The 24,076-nt window shown below is 65.6% G+C and carries 23 protein-coding genes; 4 read left to right on the top strand and 19 right to left on the bottom strand.

The window, feature by feature from the left end:
- Nucleotides 1-7 precede the first annotated feature (7 nt).
- Genes ACJJV6_RS03335 through ACJJV6_RS03345 form a run of 3 tightly spaced genes read right to left on the bottom strand, consistent with a single transcriptional unit; the run spans nucleotide 8 to nucleotide 2,056 of the window.
- Nucleotides 8-1,231 (bottom strand): hypothetical protein, encoded by a 1,224-nt coding sequence (locus tag ACJJV6_RS03335; RefSeq protein ID WP_407709949.1) that lies wholly within the window; start codon nucleotides 1,229-1,231, stop codon nucleotides 8-10.
- A complete protein-coding gene (locus tag ACJJV6_RS03340) occupies nucleotides 1,221-1,502 on the bottom strand; it encodes a PqqD family protein (protein WP_407709950.1) in 282 nt (93 codons plus the stop codon). Before ACJJV6_RS03340 ends, ACJJV6_RS03335 begins: the two co-directional genes overlap by 11 nt.
- Nucleotides 1,502-2,056, bottom strand: a complete 555-nt coding sequence (locus ACJJV6_RS03345) for a hypothetical protein (RefSeq protein WP_407709951.1) — start codon at nucleotides 2,054-2,056, stop codon at nucleotides 1,502-1,504. The genes ACJJV6_RS03340 and ACJJV6_RS03345 overlap by 1 nt, the downstream gene beginning before the upstream one ends.
- Before the next feature lie 1,145 nt (nucleotides 2,057-3,201).
- Between ACJJV6_RS03345 and ACJJV6_RS03350 the strand changes: the two genes are divergently transcribed.
- A complete protein-coding gene (locus ACJJV6_RS03350) occupies nucleotides 3,202-4,236 on the top strand; it encodes a serine hydrolase domain-containing protein (protein WP_407709952.1) in 1,035 nt (344 codons plus the stop codon).
- A 49-nt stretch (nucleotides 4,237-4,285) separates the two neighbouring features.
- On the opposite strand, the gene ACJJV6_RS03355 is transcribed toward ACJJV6_RS03350, so the two are convergent.
- From ACJJV6_RS03355 to ACJJV6_RS03390, 8 genes are all read right to left on the bottom strand, one after another.
- A complete protein-coding gene (locus tag ACJJV6_RS03355) occupies nucleotides 4,286-4,444 on the bottom strand; it encodes a hypothetical protein (RefSeq protein ID WP_407709953.1) in 159 nt (52 codons plus the stop codon).
- 106 nt (nucleotides 4,445-4,550) lie between these two features.
- Nucleotides 4,551-5,330 carry an enoyl-CoA hydratase/isomerase family protein gene (locus tag ACJJV6_RS03360; protein ID WP_407710461.1) on the bottom strand — a complete coding sequence of 260 codons (780 nt, stop codon included), beginning with the start codon at nucleotides 5,328-5,330 and terminating at the stop codon, nucleotides 4,551-4,553.
- Nucleotides 5,331-5,502: 172 nt separating this feature from the next.
- Nucleotides 5,503-6,729: a 1,2-phenylacetyl-CoA epoxidase subunit PaaE gene (gene paaE, locus ACJJV6_RS03365; RefSeq protein ID WP_407709954.1), complete on the bottom strand. Its 1,227-nt coding sequence runs from the start codon at nucleotides 6,727-6,729 to the stop codon at nucleotides 5,503-5,505.
- Between the two features lie 9 nt (nucleotides 6,730-6,738).
- Entirely contained in the window at nucleotides 6,739-7,281 is a 543-nt protein-coding gene (gene paaD, locus ACJJV6_RS03370) for a 1,2-phenylacetyl-CoA epoxidase subunit PaaD (RefSeq protein WP_407710462.1), read from the bottom strand.
- Between the two features lie 8 nt (nucleotides 7,282-7,289).
- Nucleotides 7,290-8,216: a 1,2-phenylacetyl-CoA epoxidase subunit PaaC gene (gene paaC / locus ACJJV6_RS03375; RefSeq protein ID WP_407709955.1), complete on the bottom strand. Its 927-nt coding sequence runs from the start codon at nucleotides 8,214-8,216 to the stop codon at nucleotides 7,290-7,292.
- The gene (gene paaB, locus ACJJV6_RS03380) at nucleotides 8,213-8,635 is read right to left on the bottom strand and encodes a 1,2-phenylacetyl-CoA epoxidase subunit PaaB (RefSeq protein ID WP_407710463.1); all 423 of its coding nucleotides are present in this window, start codon (nucleotides 8,633-8,635) and stop codon (nucleotides 8,213-8,215) included. The genes paaC and paaB overlap by 4 nt, the downstream gene beginning before the upstream one ends.
- A gap of 5 nt (nucleotides 8,636-8,640) precedes the next feature.
- Nucleotides 8,641-9,648, bottom strand: a complete 1,008-nt coding sequence (gene paaA, locus ACJJV6_RS03385; protein ID WP_407709956.1) for a 1,2-phenylacetyl-CoA epoxidase subunit PaaA — start codon at nucleotides 9,646-9,648, stop codon at nucleotides 8,641-8,643.
- 529 nt (nucleotides 9,649-10,177) lie between these two features.
- Complete coding sequence (locus ACJJV6_RS03390; protein WP_407709957.1) at nucleotides 10,178-10,585, bottom strand: MmcQ/YjbR family DNA-binding protein; 408 nt, start codon at nucleotides 10,583-10,585, stop codon at nucleotides 10,178-10,180.
- Between the two features lie 329 nt (nucleotides 10,586-10,914).
- Between ACJJV6_RS03390 and ACJJV6_RS03395 the strand changes: the two genes are divergently transcribed.
- Nucleotides 10,915-11,835 carry a hypothetical protein gene (locus tag ACJJV6_RS03395; protein WP_407709958.1) on the top strand — a complete coding sequence of 307 codons (921 nt, stop codon included), beginning with the start codon at nucleotides 10,915-10,917 and terminating at the stop codon, nucleotides 11,833-11,835.
- Between the two features lie 72 nt (nucleotides 11,836-11,907).
- On the opposite strand, the gene ACJJV6_RS03400 is transcribed toward ACJJV6_RS03395, so the two are convergent.
- From ACJJV6_RS03400 to ACJJV6_RS03425, 6 genes are all read right to left on the bottom strand, one after another.
- On the bottom strand, nucleotides 11,908-13,527 hold the full coding sequence (locus ACJJV6_RS03400) for a serine/threonine-protein kinase (protein WP_407709959.1): 1,620 nt from the start codon (nucleotides 13,525-13,527) through the stop codon (nucleotides 11,908-11,910).
- Between the two features lie 360 nt (nucleotides 13,528-13,887).
- A complete protein-coding gene (locus ACJJV6_RS03405) occupies nucleotides 13,888-14,844 on the bottom strand; it encodes a glycoside hydrolase family 43 protein (RefSeq protein ID WP_407709960.1) in 957 nt (318 codons plus the stop codon).
- The gene (locus ACJJV6_RS03410; RefSeq protein ID WP_009356464.1) at nucleotides 14,841-15,659 is read right to left on the bottom strand and encodes a carbohydrate ABC transporter permease; all 819 of its coding nucleotides are present in this window, start codon (nucleotides 15,657-15,659) and stop codon (nucleotides 14,841-14,843) included. The genes ACJJV6_RS03405 and ACJJV6_RS03410 overlap by 4 nt, the downstream gene beginning before the upstream one ends.
- On the bottom strand, nucleotides 15,656-16,612 hold the full coding sequence (locus tag ACJJV6_RS03415; RefSeq protein WP_407709961.1) for a carbohydrate ABC transporter permease: 957 nt from the start codon (nucleotides 16,610-16,612) through the stop codon (nucleotides 15,656-15,658). The genes ACJJV6_RS03410 and ACJJV6_RS03415 overlap by 4 nt, the downstream gene beginning before the upstream one ends.
- 65 nt (nucleotides 16,613-16,677) lie before the next feature.
- The gene (locus ACJJV6_RS03420) at nucleotides 16,678-17,949 is read right to left on the bottom strand and encodes an ABC transporter substrate-binding protein (protein ID WP_407709962.1); all 1,272 of its coding nucleotides are present in this window, start codon (nucleotides 17,947-17,949) and stop codon (nucleotides 16,678-16,680) included.
- 19 nt (nucleotides 17,950-17,968) lie between these two features.
- Nucleotides 17,969-18,895: a family 43 glycosylhydrolase gene (locus ACJJV6_RS03425; protein ID WP_407709963.1), complete on the bottom strand. Its 927-nt coding sequence runs from the start codon at nucleotides 18,893-18,895 to the stop codon at nucleotides 17,969-17,971.
- A 108-nt stretch (nucleotides 18,896-19,003) separates the two neighbouring features.
- On the opposite strand from ACJJV6_RS03425, the gene ACJJV6_RS03430 reads away from it, so the two are divergent.
- Nucleotides 19,004-20,014: a LacI family DNA-binding transcriptional regulator gene (locus tag ACJJV6_RS03430; RefSeq protein ID WP_407709964.1), complete on the top strand. Its 1,011-nt coding sequence runs from the start codon at nucleotides 19,004-19,006 to the stop codon at nucleotides 20,012-20,014.
- Nucleotides 20,015-20,520: 506 nt separating this feature from the next.
- Here the strand turns inward: ACJJV6_RS03430 and ACJJV6_RS03435 are convergent.
- Together ACJJV6_RS03435 and ACJJV6_RS03440 are read right to left on the bottom strand one after the other, a co-directional pair.
- On the bottom strand, nucleotides 20,521-21,165 hold the full coding sequence (locus tag ACJJV6_RS03435) for a hypothetical protein (protein ID WP_407709965.1): 645 nt from the start codon (nucleotides 21,163-21,165) through the stop codon (nucleotides 20,521-20,523).
- Between the two features lie 4 nt (nucleotides 21,166-21,169).
- Nucleotides 21,170-22,147, bottom strand: a complete 978-nt coding sequence (locus tag ACJJV6_RS03440; protein ID WP_407709966.1) for a hypothetical protein — start codon at nucleotides 22,145-22,147, stop codon at nucleotides 21,170-21,172.
- A 593-nt stretch (nucleotides 22,148-22,740) separates the two neighbouring features.
- On the opposite strand from ACJJV6_RS03440, the gene ACJJV6_RS03445 reads away from it, so the two are divergent.
- Nucleotides 22,741-24,030 (top strand): hypothetical protein, encoded by a 1,290-nt coding sequence (locus ACJJV6_RS03445; RefSeq protein WP_407709967.1) that lies wholly within the window; start codon nucleotides 22,741-22,743, stop codon nucleotides 24,028-24,030.
- The last annotated feature ends 46 nt before the right edge of the window (nucleotides 24,031-24,076 follow it).

Genomic DNA, 24,076 nt, shown 5'->3' on the forward strand with positions numbered 1-24,076 from the left:
GGTTTCCTTACTTTTCCAAAACTGATTCGGCGGCGAGCTGCTGTGCGGCCCGTTCGACGGCGGCCCGGTAGCCTTCGTGGGTTCCGTGCTGTTTTGCAACGGCCTCCACCAGGTCCTCCAGTGGGACCGGGGCGGCGGCTGCTTCCCAGATAGCCGGGCCGATCCCGCTGAGCCGCACCACGTGGTTCTCCAGCATCACCAGGAGGTCGCCGCCGATGGCCACGGCATCCCGGGCCGCTGCGCGCTGGAACCAGCCCTGCGGAATGTCTCCTGGTCCGGCACTTTCGGTCACTTTGGCTTCCCAGTCCGGCTCCGTCCGCGGCTGTTCGCCGAACAACGGTTCCAGGGTGCCCGGCAGGTCTTCAGCTTCCGCATAGGTCACCTGCCACACTCCCCCGACGTCGTCGATCAGGTGGCAGAGCGACTGCAGCGGTGCCCCGATCTCGGCCTGCGAGGAAGTCTCCGGGAGCAGTGCGAGCACGGCGTCGGCCAGCGGGACCTTTTTCAATTCCGGGGCCATGGTTGCGCCGCCTTGGACCCGGTCAAGCAGCACGATGGACTGGATGAAGGGCATGGCAGTGACCGGCAGGAGCCCCAGCTCGTCCGGCCCCGCCTGCCGCTTGTACGGGCTGTCGCTGTGCTTCACGGACAGCGGCTTGGGGTACGGCACCACGGAGCCGTCGTGGGCGATGGCGACTGTCTCGTCCGTGACGTACCCGTAGCTTTTGGCCAGCACGGACGCCGCGGTGGTCTTGCCCGTTCCCGACCTGGCCACCAGCGCCACCACGGCCCCTGTGAGGGGGTCCGCGAGGCCGCAGGCGTGCAGCATGGTGAGCTCGCCCGCGTTGGCCAGGATCGCGGCCAGTGTGAGCCTGGTGGTGAGGGCCTCGGCCAGCTCCTCAAAGGAGGCGGCCTGCAGGTGGAACGTGCCGCCGTCGTGCGTCACGGAGCGGTGGGCCACCGCCGCCGTGAAGGGCAGGTCAACCGTAGGTTCCTCCGGCAGCGGCGGCAGCATGAGCTGGCGGGCACTGGCGCAGCGTGACCACGCCGCGCTCATGCCCTCCCGCTGCTGCCGGGTGACGGCACGGCCCCACCGGACACCGAACTGCACGCCCAGGATGTCCACACACAGCAGGTCGCTGCCTTTCGCCAGCTCCTCAAAGAGGCGCCTCTCCCAGGACACCAGCGCGTTCCGCACCAGGCTCCCTGGGATGAAGCTGCTAGCGGTCACTGCCGGGCGCAGCCTCGATCAGGCGCTGGGCCTCCAGGCTGGCCAGGAAGCCTTCCACCTGGGAGTGCATCTGCCCTGTCCTGTCCTCGAAGGTGGCCTCAAGTTCCGCGAGGATGGACTGCTCTGTTCGCTGGCCGTCGATCAGGTCCCAGATGACCGCTGCCGGGCCTTCCAGGACCACGGGCTGGGTTGCATCCACATGGAGCAGGGCAACCCGGTTCCAGCGTTCGCTGCATACTTCGGCCACCAGGCCGCCACGTTTCCAGACCATCAGATAGTCATGGTGATGTTTGGAATCACAAGCGGAGTGATTGACGGCCCTGTGATTGTCATCGTGAAGGTATAAACCTGCCCGGCAATCGGTGCCGACTGGCCGTTCCCTTCTACATACTGAAACGACACTCCTCGGCTGACGAGTTGGTCTCCGGCAATGGTGATGGTCGCTGTCGAGATATAGGCCGCATCGAATACCGGTGCCAGGACAGTAGCGCCGTCAAGGGCCTTGATGGCGATACCAGCTCTAACCGATCCGCTGTTCACGGCCGGAACAATTCCAACGGTGATTGTCTGCGCAATGCCGGTAGTGTTTTGGATGTCCAGGTTGGCAGGACCTTGTCCGTGTCGAATCTGCCCCTGCCCCTGCACGCCCTGCTTGGTGAAGGTGATGCTTCCAACCTGTCCCAAGGCGAGTGAAAGTGTTCCCGACGCTGCGGCAGCCGGGGCTGCAATGGCGGTAGCGATGACTGGCAGCGACCAGGCCACGCCGGCGACCACCCTGCGGCGGCTCACACCGCTTTCGTTGGCAACGACTTCTTCCTGCAACATCTCAGACAAATAAGCCCCCAGAGTAGTTTTTGAGCATGGTCAGCTGCCTCTAGCCGACGCTGTGCTTTTTGGCCGGCGAACTCCGGCCTCTTCTACTCTTTCCAACGGGGATAAAGATCCCTGCAAGTGGGACTCAAGCTTCAGTCAAGATTGGGTTCTTTTTATCTCAATCCCGCTTCCACCTGCGGAAACGTGGCCCGCAGAGTCAATGCTGCTCTTGATGAGTGCCTGACTGCACCGAGAACGTGGTTCCGCCTTCATCCGTCACCATCTGGTCGGATTCCTCCAGGCCCGTCGACGCGGAACAGTAATCGCACCGGCCAACGAATTGGTGGGGACAGGCCGCGAGGTTGATGCCGTCTCCTGTAGACAATCTGGCTCGCATGGGTTCCGCCGTTCCTGAGCCGGTCCCGGGCCTGCCGGGGACTCATTTGTTTCAGCCGCCGCAATGGTGGTGCCGGCGACGTTCCGGAGCGAGAGCCGTAGTGGCAAACTCCCAATCCTCGCCGGTACTTCCAGTGAACAACCAACTGGAGGGCGAATCACGAGTACTTAATACCCGTTCCAGCAGGCCGACCGTACCTACCTAAAGCCAGGAAGGCATATCTACCTAAGCCGCCTGCTCCCTGTTTCCGTCCTGCGTGGCCTCCTGTGGCAGTGAACGTGTAGCTGTAGGTGCCAGCGTCTCTGTCGTTGCGAAGGGGCCGAGCCTATACTCGTGGTACCGGAAATCACTGCATTGCAGGGACGGGATCGTTGGAAAGGTCGCGGTCAGCCGTGGTCGGAAACCCATTCAGGAACAGCCACCGCTCCCACAAAAGTGAGGCTAAAGAGGGCCCTCAGCGGACATCCTGGTTGAAGCGCGAGGACGCCGCCATCGCCCACGGCCACAGCAGTCTTTTCTTCCTGGCACACGACACTCCGCCCCCTCCCTCGGCTACCTGCATTCAGGGTCACGAGCTTTTGCCGGGGGAAACCACCTGCAGCCACGGCCATCCAGTCGGTTGACCACATCTCGGTTGCCCCTTCTTAGCGCGTTGGCTGCGATGGCGCTGGCCTTGGGCGCGTGCACCTACTCAGAGCCGGCTCCCGCCCCTGTTTCCTTTGGCAGCGCGCCGCCTCCCACCAGGTCGATCGATAACACCATGCGCGCCTTTGTGGACCAAGGCTCCGTCGCTGTGGTGGCGGAAGTCAGGTGGCCGGGAGGAACCTGGTCCCGGGCCTACGGCGTCCGTAGCCTGGAGTCGAGGGAAGCCGCGACGCCGGAGGACCAGGTGTTCGTCGCCAGTATCACCAAGTCCATGACCGCCGTCTCGGTCATGAAGCTGGTGGAGGACGGCCTGATCGGTCTGGACGACCCGGTGAACGGAATCCTGGACAGTTTCACCACCGTCCTCAAGCCGCCCGGACCCATCACCGTCCGGCAACTCCTGGGCCACACATCAGGCATGCACACCTTCCAGGAGGTCACCGAGAAAACCGCCGACGACGTCCCTCGGGTTGTATCAGAAGACATCAGTACCCAACGGGCCCTGGAACTGACAGCCCAGCTGCCCTGGGACGCCCGGGACGTAGGCTCCTTTCGCTATTCCGATTCCGGCTACATGGCGCTCGGCCAACTCGTGGAGAAACTGCGGGGGCAGCCGTTTACCGAGGTCCTGCGCGCGGAGGTCATTGATCCGCTCAAGCTGGAGGACACGTCCGTTGATCCGGCCACAGCCGCCACCCCCTCCGTCATCCGGGGCTACATCACCTACGGCGGCGAACGCCTCGATGTCACCGAGTCCCCGGGCACTCTCGGCTCACCTGCCTACGGAGTGATCTCCTCCATGTCCGACATCAACGACTTCTACGCAGCCCTGTTCCGCGGAGACCTGGTGTCCCAGGGCTCGCTGCAGGAGATGACCAAAACCGAGGTCTTTCCGCTGTACGGCCTCGGGCTCTGGAAGTGGAACCAGGGCTGCGACGACAACCACCGGTTCGGCGGTACGGGCGGATTCTGGACGTACCGCACTGCCTCGGTCGCCAGCACCGACGGACAGTACCAGGCCACCATGACCCTGGTCCCGCCTCCAATGCCCACACCGCTTGAGGACCCGGAGACGGATGACAAGCTCAACCTGTGGGATGACCAGATGGTCTCTGCCCTCCAGGAGACCCTCGACCGGCTCTGCCCCTAGGCCACGCCACGCCCCGGCCCGGGAGGGCTTTCCGGGCTGCCGGTGGACCCTACCACCACCGCTTCAAGGCCCAACCGTCGGAAGCGCCGTCCCCGCCATAAGCATCCTTGCCGCAGCGCAGGCATCGTTTGTAGAGGTCGCCGTCGTCGGTATGTTCACCATGCCATTGATGGTGGATATTGAACTTGCACAGCATTGCAGCGAGCACGGTCCTCTCCCATCCGCCGGCGGCCGCTCAGCCCGACAACCAACAGCGCTATAAAAGCCAATGATGGCCCTCTTGCAGGCCAGGGAGAAGAGTCAGAATTTAGTGCTTATCCCTTGAAAACCGGCTCGCGCTTCTCCTGGAACGCCCGGAAGCCCTCGGCGTAATCCTCGGTCTTGCAGAGCCGCGCCTGCTCGCTGTTTTCCTCCTGCATGGCCTCCCACAGACCCAGGCGCTGGTCCCGGATGTGCGCCACCAGCTCCTTGCTGGCCACGAACGCCCCTGTGGCCCCGGACGCCACCCGGGCAACGATCTCCCGGGTGCTGTCCAGCAGTGTGTCCGCCGGCATCGCCCGGCTGAACATTCCCTGGGCAACCGCCTCGGCGCCGGAGATCAGGTCCGCCGTGTAGATCAGGTCCAGCGTGCGGTGCATGCCCAGCCGCTCAGTGAAGTACCAGTGCCCGCCCGAGTCCAGCGTGGCGCCCAGCTTCGCGAACGGGGACCCGAACTTCGCGTTCTCCGCCACGTACACCACGTCCGTGGCCAGCACCAGCCCCAGCCCCACGCCCAGGCACGCGCCCTGCACCGCCGCGAACGTCGGCGCCGGGAAGGCCGCCATCTTCTTCAGCAGCGGCTCCACCAGCCCGCCCAGGTACGCGGCGGCGTCGTCGCTCTCCGGCGTGACGTGCTGGATGTCGCGGCCCGCGCAGAAGGCGCGCCCCTCCCCCCGCAGCAGCAGCGCCCGCACCTCACCGCGGTCGGCGGCGGCAGCAGCGTCGTCGTACGCCTGGCGCAGCTCGTTGAGCGCATGCTCGTCCAGCGAGTTCAGCTTCTGCGGGGCGTCCAGGACAACTTCGGCCACGCCGTTGCTGATGGAAAGGGAGATCATCAATTTCTCGATTCTGCTCGGAGGAGGTTTCGACAGGCTCAACCACCGGGTTTTAACGGTTTCGACAGGCTCAACCACCGGGGTTCGACGGTTTCGACAGGCTCGGTTTCGACAGGCTCAACCACCGGGTCCTGGTTTCGACGATTTCGACAAGCTCAATCAACGACTGGGCCTACACGTCGAAGTCGACGGTGACTTCCTTGCTGGTGGGGTGGCTCTGGCAGGTCAGGACGTACCCCTTGTCCAGCTCATCCTGCTCCAGCGCGTAGTTTTCGTCCATGGTCACGCTGCCGGTGACCACCTTGGCCCGGCACGTGCCGCACACTCCCCCGGCGCACGCGAACGGCACGTCCGGCCGGACCCGCAGCGCCGCATTGAGGATCGACTCGCGGGCGTGCGTGGGGCTGGCCACCTCGCCCTGCAGGCCGTCCAGCTTGAACGTGATCTTGTACGTCTCCTTGGACTCGTCCACCAGCACGGGACGGCCGGCGTGCCCCTCCGGGCGGTCCGGCTTGCCGGACGTGAACAGCTCGAACCGGACGTTCTCCGGCTTCACGCCGCGCTCGGCCAGGGTGTCCCGGCACAGCTGCACCAGCTCGAACGGCCCGCACAGGAACCACTCGTCAACATCGTCCGCGTGGATGGCGGTGCCCAGCAGCTGCTGCAGCTTCTCAGCGTCGATCCGGCCGCTCAGCAGCGGCGCGATCCGCTGCTCGCGGGACAGCACGTGGTGGATGGCCAGACGCTGCGGGTACTTGTCCTTCAGGTCCGCCAGTTCCTCCAGGAACATCACGTCCATGGCGGCCTTGTTGGCGTAGATCAGGTCGAACCGGGTGTCCGGGTTGGCGGCCAGCAGCGTCCGGGCGATCGCGATCACCGGGGTGATCCCGGAGCCGGCGGCGATGGCAACGAACGTGCCCGGCTCGCCCGCCAGGTCCTCCGGGTGGTTCATGGAGTTCATGACGTTCTGCTCCACAGCCACCCCGTCCCGGCCGTGCTTGGACACGAACGCGCCCATCGGGCTCATCACGTCCAGGGTGTCCCCCGCCTTCAGGTCGGCGTTGGCCCACGTGGAGAACAGCCCGCCCAGGTCCTTCTTGATGGCCACCCGGATCTCGCTGGTGCCGTCCTCGAAGCTGCGCGGCTCGGCGCAGATGGAGTAGCTGCGGCGGATTTCCTTCGGCTCGCCGGTCTCGTCCGGCAGCGTGGTGCGCAGGGCCACGTACTGGCCGGGCAAATAGTCGAACTGGCCGGCGAGCTCCGCCGGCACGTGGAACGAGACCTCGATGGCGTCCTCGGTCAGCCGGCGCACCTCCTTCACCGCGAGGGTGTGGAAGGACGGACGACGGCGGCCGGTGGCCTGCGCCTCTTCGGCGGCGGTCTGGCGGACAACAGGCATGGGGCTTCCTTACAGGACTTTGAAGTAGTCGAACGGTTCCTTGCAGTCCTGGCACACATACAGCGCCTTGCAGGACGTGGAACCGAAGCGGGTGAGTTCCCTGGTGTTCAGGCTGGAGCACTGCGGGCACTTGACGGCCATGGTCAGCTTGACGGGGCCGTGGTGGGCCTTGCCGGTTGGGGGCGCGATGCCGTACTCCCGGAGCTTGGCCTTGCCGGCCTCGGTCATCCAGTCGGTGGTCCAGGCCGGGGCGAGGACCAGGTCAACCTCGACGTCGGTGTACCCCTCCTTGGCGAACGCTGTCTTGAGGTCGTCGCGGATGGCGTCCATGGCCGGGCAGCCCGAGTACGTGGGCGTGATGGTGACCCGCACCTTCGGTGCGGTGCCTACGGAGGAGGTGCCGGCGTCGTACGTTTCCACCTGCACGTCCCGCAGGATGCCCAGGTCCTCGATGGTGAGCACCGGGATTTCCGGGTCCACCACGGTGGCGGCGATTTCCCACGCCTTCTGCCGCGGGGTCCGGGTCCGGGTTTCGAAGTCCGAGATGTACATGGCCGCAGTCACCAGCTGGCTCCGGGATGCTCGCGGGCCAGCACCTGCATCTCCGCAAGGATGTAGCCAAGGTGCTCCGAGTGCTTGCCGTGCCGGCCGCCGCCGGGGGCCGCCGGGACGTCCGGCACCTCCAGTTCGGCCTCGCGCAGGACCTCGCCGGTCAGCCGGTCGAAGTCCTTCCGCAGGCTGGACGGCGCGACGGCGGCGCCCGCCTCCGCGAGCCGCCGCGTCAGGTCGTCGTCCTGGAACAGTTCGTTGACGTACGGCCACATCAGGCGTAGGCCGTGGATCATCCTGGTTCTTGATTCGTCCGTGCCGCCGGCAAGGCGGAGGATCCACTGGGCGCTGTGGTCCCGGTGGTAATCCACTTCCTTCACGGCCTTGGCCGCGATGGCGGCCAGTGTCTCGTCTGTGGATTCCGTCAGGCGGCGGTACAGCTCGAACTGGTAGTAGCTCACCACGAACTGGCGGGCGATGGTGGCCGCGAAGTCGCCGTTGGGCTGCTCGAACAGCTGGACGGAGCGGAACTCGTGCTCGCGGCGGAAGTAGGCCAGGTCATCCTCTGACTTTGTGCTGCCGTCCTCGTTGGTCAGTCCGCCGCCGGCGTAGCTGAGGAAGCTGCGGGCGTGCCCCAGCTGGTCCAGGGCGATGTTGCCCAGGGCCACGTCCTCCTCCAGCTCGGGGGCCCTTGAGATCCAGTGGCCCAGGCGCTGGGCGAGGATGAGGGCGTCGTCACCGAGCCGCAGGGCGTACTCGGCGATGTCCTCGCTGGGCTTGGCCAGGCCGGTCCTGACTTCCAGGGCGATGTCCTCGGGGCGGAGGGCGTTGCCGGGGGTGATCCTGGTTGCGCTGGCGTTGGAGTCGCCGCCTGCGACGCCGGTGGAGATGTCGCCGTGGCCTGTTGTTTGCTCGGGGCTTGTCTGGGCGTTGCTCACAGGTGCTTCACCCCTTCGCTCTTCGTGTAGTAGGTGGCGTGCCGGTAGTCCTTGCCCTGCGGGCTTTCGAAGAAGGCGCCCTTGGAGTCGGGGTCGCTGGAGGCGATGGCTTCAGCCGGGACAACCCAGATGGAGACGCCCTCGTTGCGGCGGGTGTAGAGGTCGCGTGCGTTGCGGAGGGCCATGGCGGCGTCCGGCGCGTGCAGGGACCCGGCGTGGACGTGGCTCAGGCCGCGGCTGGACCGGACGAAGACCTCCCACAGGCCCCAGGCGGAGCGGTCATGGGTTGAGCTTGTCGAAACCCCGGTGGTTGAGCCTGTCGAAACCTCGTTGGTTGAGCTTGTCGAAACCTTCGGGGCTTCGCGCTTGATCTCTGCGGCCGAGCTGGCCGGCTCTTCCGGGTTGCCGTGTGGTGCCATCGGGCTCATGCTGCGTATTCCTTCTGCATCTTTGCTGACTGTTTTGCCGCATAAGCGGCGGCTGCTTCGCGGACCCAGGCGCCGTCGTCGTGCGCTGCCCTCCGGCGCTCCAGGCGCTGGGCGTTGCAGGGGCCGCGGCCGGCGAGGACCTCGTGGAACTCGTCCCAGTCCAGGGGTCCGTGCTCCCACTTCTTGGTGTCCTCGTTGAAGCGGATCTGGTCATCGGGGAGGGTGAGGCCCAGGACCCTGACCTGTTCGACCATCATGCCGACGAAGCGGCTGCGGAGCTCATCGTTGCTGAAGCGCTTGATGTTCCAGGCCATGGACTGCTTGGAGTTGGGGGAATCGTCGTCCGGGGGGCCGAACATCATCAGGGCCGGGGCGTACCAGCGGTTCACTGCGTCCTGGGCCATCTGTTTCTGCTCCGGCGTTCCGTTGGAGAGCTCCAGCAGGATCTCGAAGCCCTGGCGCTGGTGGAAGGACTCCTCCTTGCAGATCCGGACCATGGCGCGGCCGTAGGGTCCGTACGAGGCGCGGCACAGCGGGACCTGGTTGCAGATGGCTGCGCCATCCACCAGCCAGCCGATGGCGCCCATGTCCGCCCACGTGAGCGCCGGGTAGTTGAAGATGCTGGAGTAGCGGGCCTTGCCGGCGATGAGGGCGTCCATCATCTCGTCCCTTGTTTGGCCAAGGGTTTCCGCGGCGCTGTAGAGGTAGAGCCCGTGGCCGGCCTCGTCCTGGACCTTGGCCATGAGGATGGCCTTGCGCTTGAGGCTGGGGGCACGGGAGATCCAGTTGGCTTCGGGCTGCATGCCGATGATCTCGGAGTGCGCGTGCTGGCTGATCTGGCGCAGGAGGGTCTTGCGGTAGGCCGCCGGCATCCAGTCCTTGGGCTCGATGCGTGAGTCCTCGGCCATGACGCGGTCGAAGTGGGCCTGGGCCTCCGCTTCTGCCGCTTCGCTGGTTCCGGCTGTTGGCTCAGCGGGCACTGACTGCAGGTTCTGCGCTGCCATGGTTGCTCCTATGCAATGACCTTCTGGGACGTGCGGAATTATTTACCGACCGTTCGTTCAGGATATGCAATTGCCCGTGGCACCGTCAAGCGCTGCCCCTCCCCCTGCGACGCTCTCTCACCTACGTGGGCTCTCCCGGGGACGCTCTCTCACCTATCGCGGCTCTCCTGGCGACGCCCTCTCACCTCCTGCGGCCTTCCCTGCGACGCCTTCTCACCTCCTGCGGCCACTCCCTCGACGAGCAAATCCAATGGGTCGACGCGCATCTGCCAATTCGCACGCCAAATCCCAGCTGCGCCAGGGCAGATGCGAGTCGTGGCGGCAGATGCGCGTCGTCAGCTTCTCACCGACTGGCGACGCAACCCGCTCCCGTGGTTGGGCCTGGGCAGGATGGCGAGCGCCGCCGTCGTACACTCCGGCATCCCGGCTCCCCCACACTCGACACGTAAATTCACTTTCGACGCGCATCTGCCGTTTCGCAGGCCATATTCCAGTCGCGCCAAGGCACATGCGAGTCGGGAATGCGGGCTCAACGTCCGGCGAAGAACTGAGCTACCAGCCTTTTCGGTGCCCGCGCAGCCCAGGCTTCGACGATGATCTCGGCCAGTTCGTCGCGCGCGATCTCGCCCAGCCGTGACTCCTGCACGAGGACAGCGTTGTAGCCGTCGAAATGCGGAACGGTGAAGAAGGGCACGGACGGGTCCTCCACCAGGGCTGCCTTCGCGGCGTCATCCGGGACCACGATGACCAGCAGGTCTTGATAGAGCTCGCCGGTCTCCGGGTCCACGGCCGTTTTATGCGGCGCCCGGTACATGACAAAACCGCGCCCTTTCGGCCCGCGGGGAACCTTGTACGTTGGGCGGTCACCCCAGGACGTCCCGAGTTCAACCTCCGGCAGGCCGCTGCAAATGGCGTCAATATCACCTGGTACGGCCATGCGATCCATGGCGACAACGTAGCCCCGCTTGTGATGAGGGGCAATACCGGCAGGTACGGCTGGCAGGCGCGTGCCGCCGTCGTACGTTCCGACCTCCCGGCTCCCCCCACACTCGACGCGCAAATCCACTTTCGACGCGGATCTGCCAATTCGCATGCCAAATTCCAGTCGCGCCAGGGCAGATGCGCGTCGCAACGGCAGATGCGCGTCGCCAGCAGTTCTCCACATAGCGGCGCCAACCCCTTCGATGCACGGTGCAAGGCTGGCAAGTTCGGAATATGCCAGACCTTCCGCCGCTTTTCCTGTCCCGCGATCGCATGCTGCGCGGCTTGAGCTCCAACGAGATCGCCAAGCGGGTGAAGTCCGGCGGCCTCGTCCGGGTCCGGCATGGCGTCTACGTGGACGGGGAAGCGTGGCGGGCCATGAAGCCGTGGCAGCAGTACCGGCTGCGGGTCCAGGCCGCCGGGGAAACGTTCGAGAAGCCCACGATTTTCGCGCGGCACTCCGCCGCGAGCATCTGGGACGTGCCCACCATCGGGGACCATCCGGTGGAGGCGCTCACTTTGAAGAACGACGGCGGCCGGTCGCGTGCCGGAGTCAGCCGCCACTATGCCGCGCGGACGGGCCTGATTGTGGTGACGCGTGAGGGCCTCCTGGTTACCGACAGGATCCGCACCGTGCTGGATCTGGCAGCATTCACGCCGTTTACCCACGCCGTGGCCCCAGTGGACCATGTACTCCGGCCGGACAGAGCCCGCGGGCTGCCGGCCCTGACCAAGGCTGAACTGGAGGCTGGGATTGGATCGATCTACTCCGCTGCTGCGTGCCGAAGGATCCGGGCGGTTCTCGGGTTTGCCGATCCGGCCTCGGGCTCGGCCGGGGAGTCGTTGAGCCGGGCCTTCATCCACGCCGCCGGGTTCGAGGCCCCTGTCCTTCAGCAGCAGTTCTCCGATGCCTCCGGACTGCTGGGTTACACCGACTTCTACTGGAAGAGGTCCAGGGTGGTGGGCGAGTTTGATGGCGAGGAGAAGTACGTCAAGCCCGAGTTCCTCAAGGGCCGGACGCCGTCGCAGGCCGTGGTGGCGGAGAAGAACCGGGAGAACCGGATCCGGGCCCTGGGCAACAACGTGGTGCGGTGGGACTGGGCGGACCTCATGGAACCAGGGAAGCTGGAACGCATGCTCGCGGCGGCCGGCGTGCGCCGCCGTCGTGCGCGGTCCGCGGTTCTTGACACGCAAACGCGGCTGTGACGCGCAGAATCCCCAGCGCCCCGCATATTCGCGCATCGACAATGAACCTGCGCAGCGGCCAGTAAGCGGGGTTCAGTCGCCGTTTCCCTTCCCGGGGTTGCTCGGCTTACCGTCTTTTGCCTTGACGACGTGGGAGGAGCCGGCGTTGTTATCCGCGTCCGTCGCGGGCTGCTCCTCCTGCTGGTCGGCACTGTTGTCGTCAGCGTATTCGGCGGCGGGAGCCTGTGGCTCGATGATGACCGGCAATGGTTCTGCGATGGGGACAGCGTCCGGACTGTTGAGAGATGAGGAATCGGCGCCGGCGGGAACCGCTTGAACCGTTGATCCGCCAGTGGCGGCGGCGATGGTATCAAGGTCGAGCCGGACCATGCGGATGGCGGTGGTTATGCCCTTGTATTGCGCGAACGTCAGGCCACCGGCGGCCGCTTCGTCAGCCACATCCCGCTCAAGCCGGTCCAGGTGACGAAGGGCGGCCTCCAGGTCGTTGGTGAGCACTGCCTGGGCCAACTGGCTGAGGGCCTCCCGGGATACCGCGGACGGCGCGAGGGCGGCTTCAAGCTGGTCCAGGTGAAAGTCCACCGGATTGTTGTGCACCGGCTGTATTGGGGCAGCCGGTTCTGTCTGTTCAAGAGGCTGGTTTGAGCCGGCACCGCCGAACGTGGCGGTGGTGGCCACCCCGAGGATAACCGCTGCAGCGCACGCCCCTGCTGTTGCCCGGGCACGCCTGCCCAGTATTCTCCGCCGCGGACGGACTGCCTTCGGCAGGTGCGGCGGCAGGTCCGGCTGTGGCCCAGGAACAGGCGAAAGCACCTGCACAGCGCCGGCAGGGGCCGCGGCCGCTTCAGGCTGGCTCGGCCTCACGGCCAACTGCCGCAGAACAGCCGCAGCTTCTGCCGCGGTGGGCCGGTTCGCGGGAGTCCTCGCCGTCATGGCAGCCAGCAGGGCCTTCCACTCTGGACCGATATCGTCGGGAATGACGGCGTCCCTGTTGAGGCGTGCCACGCCTGACTCGATTTGGCTTCCCGGGAACTCAACGTGCCGGGTAAAGCATTCCAGAAGCACCAGTCCCAGCGAGTAGACGTCGCTGGCCCCACCCACACTCTCCCCGAGGGCCTGTTCCGGGCTCAGGTAGGCGGCAGTGCCCACCGTGCGGCCCGTCCCGGTCAGATGCTCTTCCTCCATCACCCGGGCGATGCCAAAGTCAGCTAGTTTGGCCCGCCACGGGGAATCCGGCTCGCTGGGCCGCTGCTTGTAAAGAAGCACGTTACCCGGCTTAATGTCCCGGTGGATCACGCCGCGGCCGTGTACATAGTCCAGTGCAAAGGCAAGATCCGAGCCCATGCTGGCGATGCTGGCTGCCTCGATAGGCTCCTCGCGGAGGAACTGGCGTAGGTCCGGGCCGGACACGTACTCCATCACCACAAAGCTGCGTTCCATCGCCGCATCGGTGCCGGCATCAAACAGCGTCACCAAACCGGGGTGGATCAGGGAGGCAAGAATCCGGATCTCAGCCTCCTGCCGGGCAAGCAGTTCGGGTTCGCCGGCCTCCTTGACGAAGATCTTGACCGCCACTTCCCTGCCCAGGAACTCGTCGAACGACCGGTACACGCCCGCAGCTGCTCCGCGGCCGACCAGCTCCTGGAGCCGGTAACGGCCCCCGAGCAGCTGGCCCGTTGTGCTTTGCTCCGGCATGGCTCATATTCCCTTCAGATCACGAGGCTTGACGCTCAACGCCATCCGGGTAGCTGGGATGCGGCAAGGCCCGGCCTGCAGCGCATTGCATTAATGAAACAGTAAGGTTGCTTAGCATTACATCACACAGCCGCTGCAAGCACTACCGCCGGGTAGGGCCGACGGAACCGCCCACGGAAGCCGGCGTGCCCCGCCGTCGTCCGCGGTCCGAGGTTCTCGACAGGCAACCACGTCTGTGACGCACAAAATCCCCCGCGCACCGGATATTCGCGCGTCGAGAATGAGTGTGCGCAGCGGCCAGTGACAAGCGCAGCGCAGACCGGACGGGCCACCTGGGATCGCGGCGGCCCGGCTGCCGGGCTACCTGCCCGCGAGCCGTTCGTATTCCCCGGCAGTCAGCGCGAGGATGGAGCCGTGGCTGGCGCCCGGGGGCATGGCCGCCGGCACCGGGGTCCAGGTGTCCGATGCGGGCGAATCGCTGGTGAAGGCGGTGTAGCGGCGGTGGCCGAATTCGTCGATGAACAGGAACCATGAATCGGGTCCCGGTCCGCGGACGATAATGGGGCCCTCGCCGTGCACGAGCTCATTCTTGCCGATCCCGGTGGCGACCACGGAGTACTGCGTACTGTCCAGGGTGTCCGAACGCTCGGCGGTGATGAACTTGGCGTCCGGGGAGGATGAATCGGCGGAGAGTTCGTCCTTGCTGAAGCGGTAAAAGTAGCCGTCTGCTTGGACGACGGTGGAGTCGATGACCGACCAGCCGCGGTCAATCCAGACGCGTGCGGGCGTGAAGCTTTTGAAGTCGGTGGTGTTGGCGCAGAGCATCCGGTGGTACGAGCTTCCGTCACCGGAACCCGGGGTGAGCGTGGACGCCCAGTACACCAGGTACGTCCCGCTTGCGGCGTCGTAGGCAGCTTCCGGTGCCCAGGCGTTTCCCGCGTCCGGCGGGGCGACTTCCACGAGCCGCGGGTCGGTCCAGGACACCAGGTCTTCGCTTTCCCAGACCACGATGGAACGGCTGCCGGCCCGGATGCAGTCCTCCCACGCGGTTGCCGGGTTCCTCCTGGCGATGCAAAGGTCCGTGGCCAGGAGGTAGTACCGGGCGCGCTCGCCACGGAGGCCGGCCGCGCGGAGCAGGAACGGGTCCCTGACGCCCTGCTCCCCCACCGTGGAATGCAGGACCGGCCTGCCGCCGTTGAGGACCTGCCAGTCCAGAGGCTGGGGGCCCGCGCTCAACGCGAAATGTACCTGCTCCCCGTCGGACTCGGCCGCTGAGGTGAAGTAGGCGAAGAGGTAGCCGGCCGGGTCTTCGGTCATCCCTTGACGCTTCCGCTGACGAGCCCGCTGACGATGTGCCGCTGCATGAAGATAAAGAACACCACCATCGGGATCAGGACGATGACGGTCAGGGTCATGAAGGACGGCCAGTCGGTGGTGAACTGCCCCACCGCGGAGTAGACCTGCAGGACCAGGGTTTGTTTCTCTTCCGAGCTGATGAACACGTTCGGGGTGATGAAGTCGTTCCAGACCCACATGGTCTGGAACACCCCGACGGTGACCAGGATGGGCCGGATGAGGGGCAGGACGATCATCCAGTAGATCCGGAAGGGCCCGGCGCCGTCGATCCTGGCAGCCTCAAGGACCTCTGCCGGGATGGTCCGCATGTAGCCGAGGATGAGGTAGTAGCAGAAGATGGAGCCGCAGCTGTAGATCACGATCAGCCCTTCGAGGGAATCCACCAGTCGTACGCCGACGAGCATCCGGTACAGCGGGACGAGGGTGGCCTGGCCGGGGATGATGAACGCGGCGATAAGGACTGCCCCGATGATCTGGGACGTCCGGCTGCGCCCGGTGATCTGGCCGAACGCGGCGAGCGATCCGATGGCAAGCATCAGGAAGATCGAGATGGCCGTGACGTACACCGTGTTCATCAGGCTTTGGAGGATCTGGGTGCCTTCGAAGACCTTGATGTAGTTGTCCAGGACCCAGGTTGTGGGAAGCGCCAGCGGGCTGTTGGTGGTCTCCTGCTGGGTCTTGAACGTGTTGACCACGATGTAATAGAAGGGGACGCTCATGAGGCCGGCGAGCGCGATCATGAGCACGGACGTCAGGGCGTGCCGGGTCTTGGTCATGAGTATTTCCTTTGCAGTGCGTTCGAGAGGGCCATCTGGCCCAGCACGACGAGGCCGACGACGATCAGGAAGAGGACGGCGAGGGCTGATGCGGCCCCGACGCGTGACTGGGCGATGCCGTCCTCGATCAGTGACTGGGTGAGGGTCCTGGTGGAGAAGCCCGGGCCGCCGCGGGTGAGGGTGAACGGCAGGTCGAAGACTTTCAGGCCGTTGGTCATCAGCAGCAGCTGGCTGACGGCCATGGCCGGGATCAGCAGGGGAAGCGTGATGTAGCGGAAGCTCTGCCAGCTGCTGGCGCCGTCGATCTTGGAGACTTCGTAGTAATCGGCCGGGATGGCCTGCAGGTATGCCAGATACAGCACCGCGTGCCAGCCCGTGAGCGCCCAGATGGTCACGGCTACGGTGGAGAGCTGGGCGAGCGTGCTGTCGGAGAGCCACGGGATGGGACCGAGTCCCGTGAGCGAACGGATGATGCTGTTCAGGACGCCCGAGCCGAGGGGGTTGAGGATGAAGCCCCAGACCAGGCCCAGGATGGCGACGCTGGGAACAGCCGGAAAGAAGAATGCCGAGCGGACAAAGTTGCGGCCGAAGAACTTCCGGTTCAGGGCCAGCGCCAGCGGGATGGCTGTCACGGTGACCAGGATGGTGGTGGAGACCGCGTAGAAAATGGTGTAGCCGAGCGCCGAGAGCATGGACGGGTCTTTGAAGAGCCCGGCATAGTTGTCGAAGCCAACGAACTCGGGGTTGCTGGCGTAGCCGTCGAAGTCGGTGAAGCTGTAGTACAGCGACTGGGACATCGGGATCACGTAGAGCACCACGAAGACCACTGCGATGGGGGCCATGAAGACCCATGAGGTGACGGAGAGCCGGTGCGGCCGTTTCCGCGTAAGCGTCCTGCTGCTGCTCGTTTGCGGCTGCAGTGGCTGCAGTTCGGGGGTTGTGGAGAGTGCCAAGGTAAAGCTGCCTTTCTGGGGAAGAGGGCCGACGGCGGTGCTGCCGCCGCCGGCCCTTCGGAGTGCTACTTGCCTTGGAGCGACGCCAGCTTCGCGTCGAGTGCCGATGCGACCTTTTCAGGAGTGGTCTGGCCCTGGATGAGCTGCTGGAGCAGGGAAACGGCCTCGCTGTTCAGGGCTGCCGAGTTCGTGGGCCAGGTCACCTGGGGAAGGTAGAACTTGCCATCACGCACTGCCGGCACCATCGAGGACAGGGCAGGATCGAGTTCGGGCGTGAAATCCTTTGTGGTGGTGATGGCGGCGTTCTGCTTCTGGTAAAGCTCGACGCCGGCCTTGCTCTGGAGGAACTCGACCAGCTTTTCGGCCGCGTCCGGGTTCTTGGCCTTGGCGTTGACCGCGTATCCGGGTGAGACGGCGCCCGCCCAGTACGTGCCGGAGTCACCCGGGACCGGCATGAACTCCAGCTTCATGTCCGGCGCTGCCTTCTGGATGCTGCCCAGCGCCCACGAGCCGGTGCCGATCATCGCCACGGAGCCCCGCTGGAACTCGGAGGTGATCTGGTCCCCGGTCAGGCCGGCCACGGACGGCGAGACGAGATCCTGCTTGAACAACTCGGACCAGTCCTTCAGCGGCTCGGTCCAGGTTTTGGCGAAGGAGGTCTTCCCGGCCCAGATATCGGCATCCATCGTGCCTCCGCTGGCTTCGTTCTGGAGCCCGACGAGGGCCGCCAGGCTCACCGGCATGCCGTCGCCGCTCTCGTAGAACGGGGTGATGCCGGCGTCCTTGAGCTTCTTGCACAGCGCCAGGAAGTCGTCCCAGGTCTCCGGCGGATTCGTGAACCCGACCTTGGCCAGAAGGTCCTTGTTGTAGAGGATGCCGCCGCCCCACGAGGCGGTTGCCGCGCCGTACACCTTTCCATCCTTGGTGTAGGTGGCCTTGGCGGCATCAGCAATGTTGCCGATCCAGGGCTCGCCGCTGAGGTCCTTGGCGAACCCGCCTTCCATGATTTCCGTCTTGTTCTCGGCGGTGATGATGAAAACATCGGCCGCGGTTCCGCTGTTGATGCGGGTCTGGAGGGTGGAGATATATCCCTGGACCGGGGTGCCGTAGGAGACTTTGAGGTCGATCGAGGGGTTCTGTTTCTTGAACTCGTCCAGGACCGGCTTCATGCTTGCCTCGTTGTCCCAGGAGTAGAAGCTGACCGTGTTTTCGGATCCGGACCCCCCGGAGGAACCGCACCCCGTCAGTGCGGCCGCGGCTGCGACCACGGCGCCGAGGACTGTCAGGCGCAGGGAGGTCTTCCGACGGCGCTGCGGGCTGTTTGTGTGGTTAAGCATGGCAGGTGCCTTTCTAGTGCTATTTTGATGCGTTTTCGGATTGAGTGCGATAGCCGGCCAGATCCCTCACGATGGGTTCGCGGGAGGGAATGACCTTTTGGAGCAGGCCGTCGTCGGTGTGGACCAACGGATCGATTGCCAGTTCCCGGCGGTAGCCGGTCCCGCCGGGGATGGCAAAGCGGTGGTAGGCGATGAGCCATTCGTCGGTGTGCGGGATCCTGACGATGGAGTGGTGTCCGGTTGCCCTGATGCCCCGCTGGGGATCCTTCTCCAGGAGCACCCCCCGGTCGGTCCATGGTCCGAACGGGCTTGTGGAGGTGGCATAGCGGACCCGGTAGTCCTCGTCGCGGGTGTCGTTTTCCGACCAGGAGAGGTAGTAGACATCCCCCCGCCGGTGGAGGTTGACCGCCTCGCGGAAACCGGTGGGAATCCAGGACACCACGCCGGAAGGGTTGAAGGAGACCATGTCCTCGTTCAGCGGCACGGTGTGGGCCACACTGTTGCCCCAGCAAAGGTAGGCGGCGCCGTCGTCGTTGATAAAAATGTTCGGATCGATGGCCCGGCCGGGGAAATCCCCCTCAGCGACCAGCGGCCTTCCCAGGTCCGTGAACGGCCCGGTCGGGGACGAAGCCACGGCCACGCCGATGTTCTCCCGCTCCGCGGTGTAGTAGAGGTAGTAGCGCCCGTCCCGTTCCGCGACGGCGGGAGCCCACGCATGTGCCTCCGCCCAGCGCGTGTGTTCAGGCAAGGAAAAAACGACCCCATGATCGGTCCACTCGATCAGGTCCGGGGACGAAAACGCCCGGAAGGACGTAGCCCCCCATTCATTGCTGCCGTCGGTGGTGGGGTACAGGAAGTACCTGTCGCCGAAGACGCAGAGGTGCGGATCCGCGTAGTAGCCCTCAATGAGGGCCGGGACGGCGGGGTCCCCGTTGGAGTGGTCCAAAAGATTCTCCTTAAAATATTTATCGATACAACACTTGTGGATCGATACAAGGGTTTGACGTACGCTGATCGGAAGACAGGCCGGATTGCTATGGGAAGAAGGAAGACGATGGCAACCATCCAGGACGTGGCCAAGGCAGCCGGGGTTTCGCCGATGACCGTTTCGAATGTCCTCAACGACCACCCCCACGTGAAGAGCAGCACCCGCGCCAAGGTGGTCAAGGCGATGGAAGAGCTGGACTACCGCGTCAACCATGCCGCCCGGAACCTGCGCTCCGGCCGGACCTTCACCATCGGGCTCGCGGTCGCCGAATTCGACCGCCCCTACTGGGGGCAGTTCGCGGCCCGCGTCATTGAGGAAGCCGCCGCGCACAACCTCCGCGTCCTGGTCGAGCAGACTGGCCGCAGCAAGGAAAACGAAATCAGCGCCCTGGCACTGTCCCGCAACCGGATGTACGACGGACTGATCCTGAGCACCGTGGGCCTGAGCGCCAGCGATGCCAACATGCTGCGGGTTGACTACCCCATCGTGATCCTCGGCGAACGCATTTTCTCCGGTCCCGTGGACCACGTTGCGATGGCCAACGTGGAGGGGGCGGAGGCAGCCACCGCGCATCTGATTGAGCGCGGCTGCCGCAGGATCGCCGCCGTTATGGGCCCGATGGGAGCCGACCCGGATGCGTCCTCGCTCCGGTTCGCCGGCTACCAACAGGCCCTGGCAGCCGTAGGAATTGACACCGACCCCGCGCTGCACATCACCATCAATGAATGGACATTGAAGGGCGGGCATGAAGCCGCTAGCCGCCTCGTCGGTTCCGGCGTCCGGTTCGACGGCCTGTTCTGCGCTACGGACACCGTGGCCCTTGGCGCTCTCCGTGCCCTCCACGAGGCCAAGCTCCGCGTTCCGGAGGACGTCAAAGTCATTGGCTTCGACAACCTCACGGAGGGCCAGTACAGCACGCCCACCCTTTCCACCGTTGACCCGGACAGTGCCGAAATGGCCCGGATGGCGGTGAAGCTGCTGGTGCAGCGGATTTCCGGCGGCTCGCCCAAGCGGGAGCCGACGGAGTTCGTGAGCTCCGTCCGCATTGTTGAACGGGAATCCACCGCCGCATTGTGATGCAAGGGCGTACGGGAACGAGTCCCGGCACATGCCCTGAAGCTGCTGCATCTTTCACCTCCGTCCGCGCTGACGTTGCGTCCCGAAAAACTTGTATCGATACATATATTGCGTGACCCGCGCCACGTCTGTCAAGGGCGGTACGGCGCACCTTCCGATGCCCTGCCGACACGCAAATGCGCCCTCGACCCGCATATTCCGTGACGCGGCCATATCTGGGGTGCGAAGGGAAATCTGCGAGTCGGAAATGAAGGAACGCGTCGCCAGCGCTCGCTCCGGACAGCCTCCCCTTCGACGCACGCTCAGTTATGGCCGTTCTCCCGCCCCCCGCTCACTGGAGGTACGCAGCAAAGGCGCGGGCCGACGTCGCACCTTCCGATGACCTGCCGACACGCAAATACGCCCTCGACCCGCATATTCCGTGACGCGGCCATATATGGGGTGCGAAGGGGAATCCGCGAGTCGGAAATGAAGGAACGCGTCGCCAGCGAGGGGGAGACGGTGGCCTAATCGCCGAGCTTTACGTTGTTGGTTGCGGGAGGCGCCGAACGCGTGGGTAAGTCCCGGGCCGTGGCCGATCCCGTCGGGGTGGAGGTGCCGGTTGGCGTTGCGCTTCCGGTGGCCGTTGACGTTGCTGTTGAAGTTGTTGTGGCCGTGGCCGTTGGACCGGGTGTAGGTGCGACGGTTCTCTTGGCGGGCGCGGCCGTGCTTGTTGCCGGTTCGAGCGGGACCGTAATCCGTTTGGTCGAGGCACCGGTGTCGCCGGGCTTGGAAACCGCAACATTGAGCGTGGCCGCCTTCGCCCCTGCAGCCAGCCACTCGCCGCGCACAATGCATTTCTGACCCGGCTTTACACCCGCCATGCAGGTATCCTCAATGATCCTGAACAGCGTCTTGTTCAATCCCACGTCCGGGACGATCTCCCCGCCGGTGTCATTCACGATCTCGAAGGACTCAACGGCGCCGACACCCGCACCCGCGCGGCCTGCGTCGGGTTCGACAATCCACTGGTTTTCCCCGATATTGACCCGGTTGGTCACCGCCACGGCGGAAGAGCCACCGTTGGGGACCCCATTTTCCGACGGCCCGCCACAGGCACACAGGACCGCCATGGCCGCACCTGCCAGACCGCGGATAGCACCGTGCCGCATCCGCCTATCCTTCCCCTGGTTCAAACTCCACCCGGTATTCCGGGCTTTCCTCAAGAACGATGGCCACACCCCGGCCGCGCGACCAGTCGGCGGGCAACAGGAAGTACTTGTCGGAACTGAGCGTGACGAACTTGAGGCCTGTGTACTTGAAGCCGTACTTGGCTCCGGGGGCGGTGACCTTCTCCTCGTGCACCGAACTTCCGAGGGCCAGCGAGTGCAGGCTGTAGACCGTCACCGACGGGCGCTTGTGCAGGTCCCGCGCATAGTCCCGGGACCGGCCGGTTCCCAGGGCACCGGCATATGAGGAACATGCCCAGAACAACGCCAGCACCACCAGCAGGACCACCGACACGTAGCCGAGCTTCTCCCACATAGGCAGCCGCCTGCCCCGCTGGCCGGCGAACGCAACCCGCCGCAGCACCCAGAAGGCGTAGGCACTGACGGCGATGCCACCGCCCAGCGCGGCCGATTCGAAGAGGAACGGGACGGCGAAGGGAAGCTCTTCGAACATGGTCCAGACCCCGAGGGCCGTGACGGAGATACCGGCCAGGAGCACAGTGCCCGCACCGATTTGAACGAACCCAAGGCCGGCGCCACGCCGGATGATGCTCGCCGTCAGAGCGTGGATGGCAACGCAGACGATGGTGATGAGCAGGATGAAGATGGCGGGAACGATCAGGGCGTCGGCGCTTCGAAGCAGGTAGTCGACGGTGGAGTATTCAAGGACGCTTTGGTCGATTCCGAAGTAGGCCGTCCGGGTGGACGTCATGGTCCAGCCGAACCAGAAGGCGAGCGCGGTGGCAATGGTGGTCAGCGGCGCGATAATCGCGAACCACTGCAGGACCGAGTGGCTCAGATCGGCGCCGCTGGTGCCGGCGGTACGCCGCGCCGGAGCGGAACGGATCCGGCGAGACGCCGGCACACGGAAGCCGCGGCTGAAGCCGGACCGCAGTTCAGCCCTGCGCACTTTGCCCGGATCCACAGGCCGCCTCCTCAGCCCGCCAGCCGGATTCCGTGTGATTTCCCGGCCGGCGTCACTTTCAAAAAGCTCCTTTCCATCAGGTCACAGCACGCGTTACTCCGGCGTTACCGGTGGCCCGCTTGAGTAGCCACATTTTCGGCGCGCATATTCCCTGACGCGTCCATATACCGTGCGCACCAGGGAATCTGCGAGTCGCAAATGTGCACTCCTACACGCGTGGGGCGGCAGTGCTCGGGCGGGCAGCAACGTGAGGAACCGGGCCAGGTAGCCCACGACGACCACGGACACGAACGTCTGCCAGTTGCCCGGAACATCAGGGAGCTTGCCATTGATGGGGAGAACTCAGCCGCCAGCTTTTCGGTGTGCGGACTGCCCAGGCGTCGACGGTGATCTCGGCCAGTTCGTCTCGTCCGATTTCGCCCGGCCGCGGCTCCTGTGCCAGGACGGCGTTGGATGGCTGAGTGACGGTGGCGCGGGACGCCGTCGAACGTTCTGCCTTTGGACCCGACGCGTAAACCCGAAGCAGTAGCGGTCCGGCGATCCCGCGATCGCGCCCTGCTTCCGGCGCACGGCGCAGCGGGCTAGCCTGAGTCATGGCCAGCGGAGGGCCCAGCCAGGCAGTGCAGCTGCAGGCGGGGCTTCAGACTGAACTGCGCGCGCTGCCCGGGCTGCTGAAGGCCATGGGCATGCTGGCCATGACGCATGAGGAAGTGCACCAGGCCACCGAACACCTCCTGGCCGAGAACCCCGTATTGGAGCGGGCGGACGGGCATCCCTGCCCCGGGTGCGGCCGGCACGTCGCGTCCGGGTCCTGCTCCCGCTGCCGGGGACATAGCACCACATCGCGGTTCGACGACGGCGTGGAGCAAGGCGTGGACCCCTTCGGCACCCTGCAGTCCGCTGCGCGGCTGGAGGTCCGGGCGGATTGCCGGGACGCCTTGGACCTGGTGCTGGCGCACCTGACCCGGCGCGGAATTCTCGACGCCGGCCCTGCCGAGATTGCCGGCCTGCACGGACTGGAGCCGGGCCAGGTCGGGGAGGCGCTCCGGGCCATCCGCGCCGCGGGTCCACCCGGGATCGCGGCTGCCAGCGTCACCGAACTCCTGGCCGCACAGGCCGCCGCCCTGGCCGGCCAGGGGCAGGCGCCCTACTGGCTCCCCCGCCTGGTCCGTGAGCACCTGGGCGACCTGGCCGCGGGAAGCACCGCCGCCGTCGCACGCGCCATGGGGCTGACGGAAGCGCAGGTCCTGGCCGGGCTGGCACTGGTCCGGGAGCGGCTGCGGCCGTTCGCCGCTGCAGACACAGAGCCGGAGGCCGCAGCGGTTCCGCCGGCGGACGTCTTTCTGTATCGCCAGCCGGACGGCACGCTGGAGGTGGAGGTGCCGGCGAGCGCCTGGTTCGGCCTCACCGTGGTGGACCTGTCCGCGGGCCTGCCTGCGTCCGCCCAGGCGAAGCAATGGCTGGCGGAGCACGAACTCGCCGCCCAGCGGCACCTCTACCAGATCGATCGCCGCGCCAGCGCCCTGCTGCGCATCACCGAGTGCGCGGTGGCCCACCAGAAAGCCTTCCTGGACCACGGCGCCGGGCACCACCAGCCGCTGACGCGCACCGCCGTGGCCCAGGAAATCGGGCTGCATCCTTCCACCGTCAGCAGGGCAGTCAGCGGCAAACGGCTGCGCATGCCCACCGGCGCCGTCACGGACCTGTCCTGCCTCTTCGGCAAGGCCACGGCTGCACGGGCCGCGCTGCAGGATTTGCTGACGACGGCGGCGCCCGGCTTGTCTTCCGACGAGCACCTGCGCGAGGCGCTGGCTGGAAACGGCTTCGCGGTTGCCCGGCGGACCGTGAACAAGTACCGCCGGTCGCTGCAGCCGGGCAACTGAACAGGTCGCCCGCACGGCCGGGAGCAGCGAACCGCAGTTCGCCGCC

The sequence above is a fragment of the Arthrobacter nitrophenolicus genome (assembly GCF_045833485.1).
GTDB classification, from domain to species: Bacteria; Actinomycetota; Actinomycetes; order Actinomycetales; family Micrococcaceae; genus Arthrobacter; species Arthrobacter nitrophenolicus.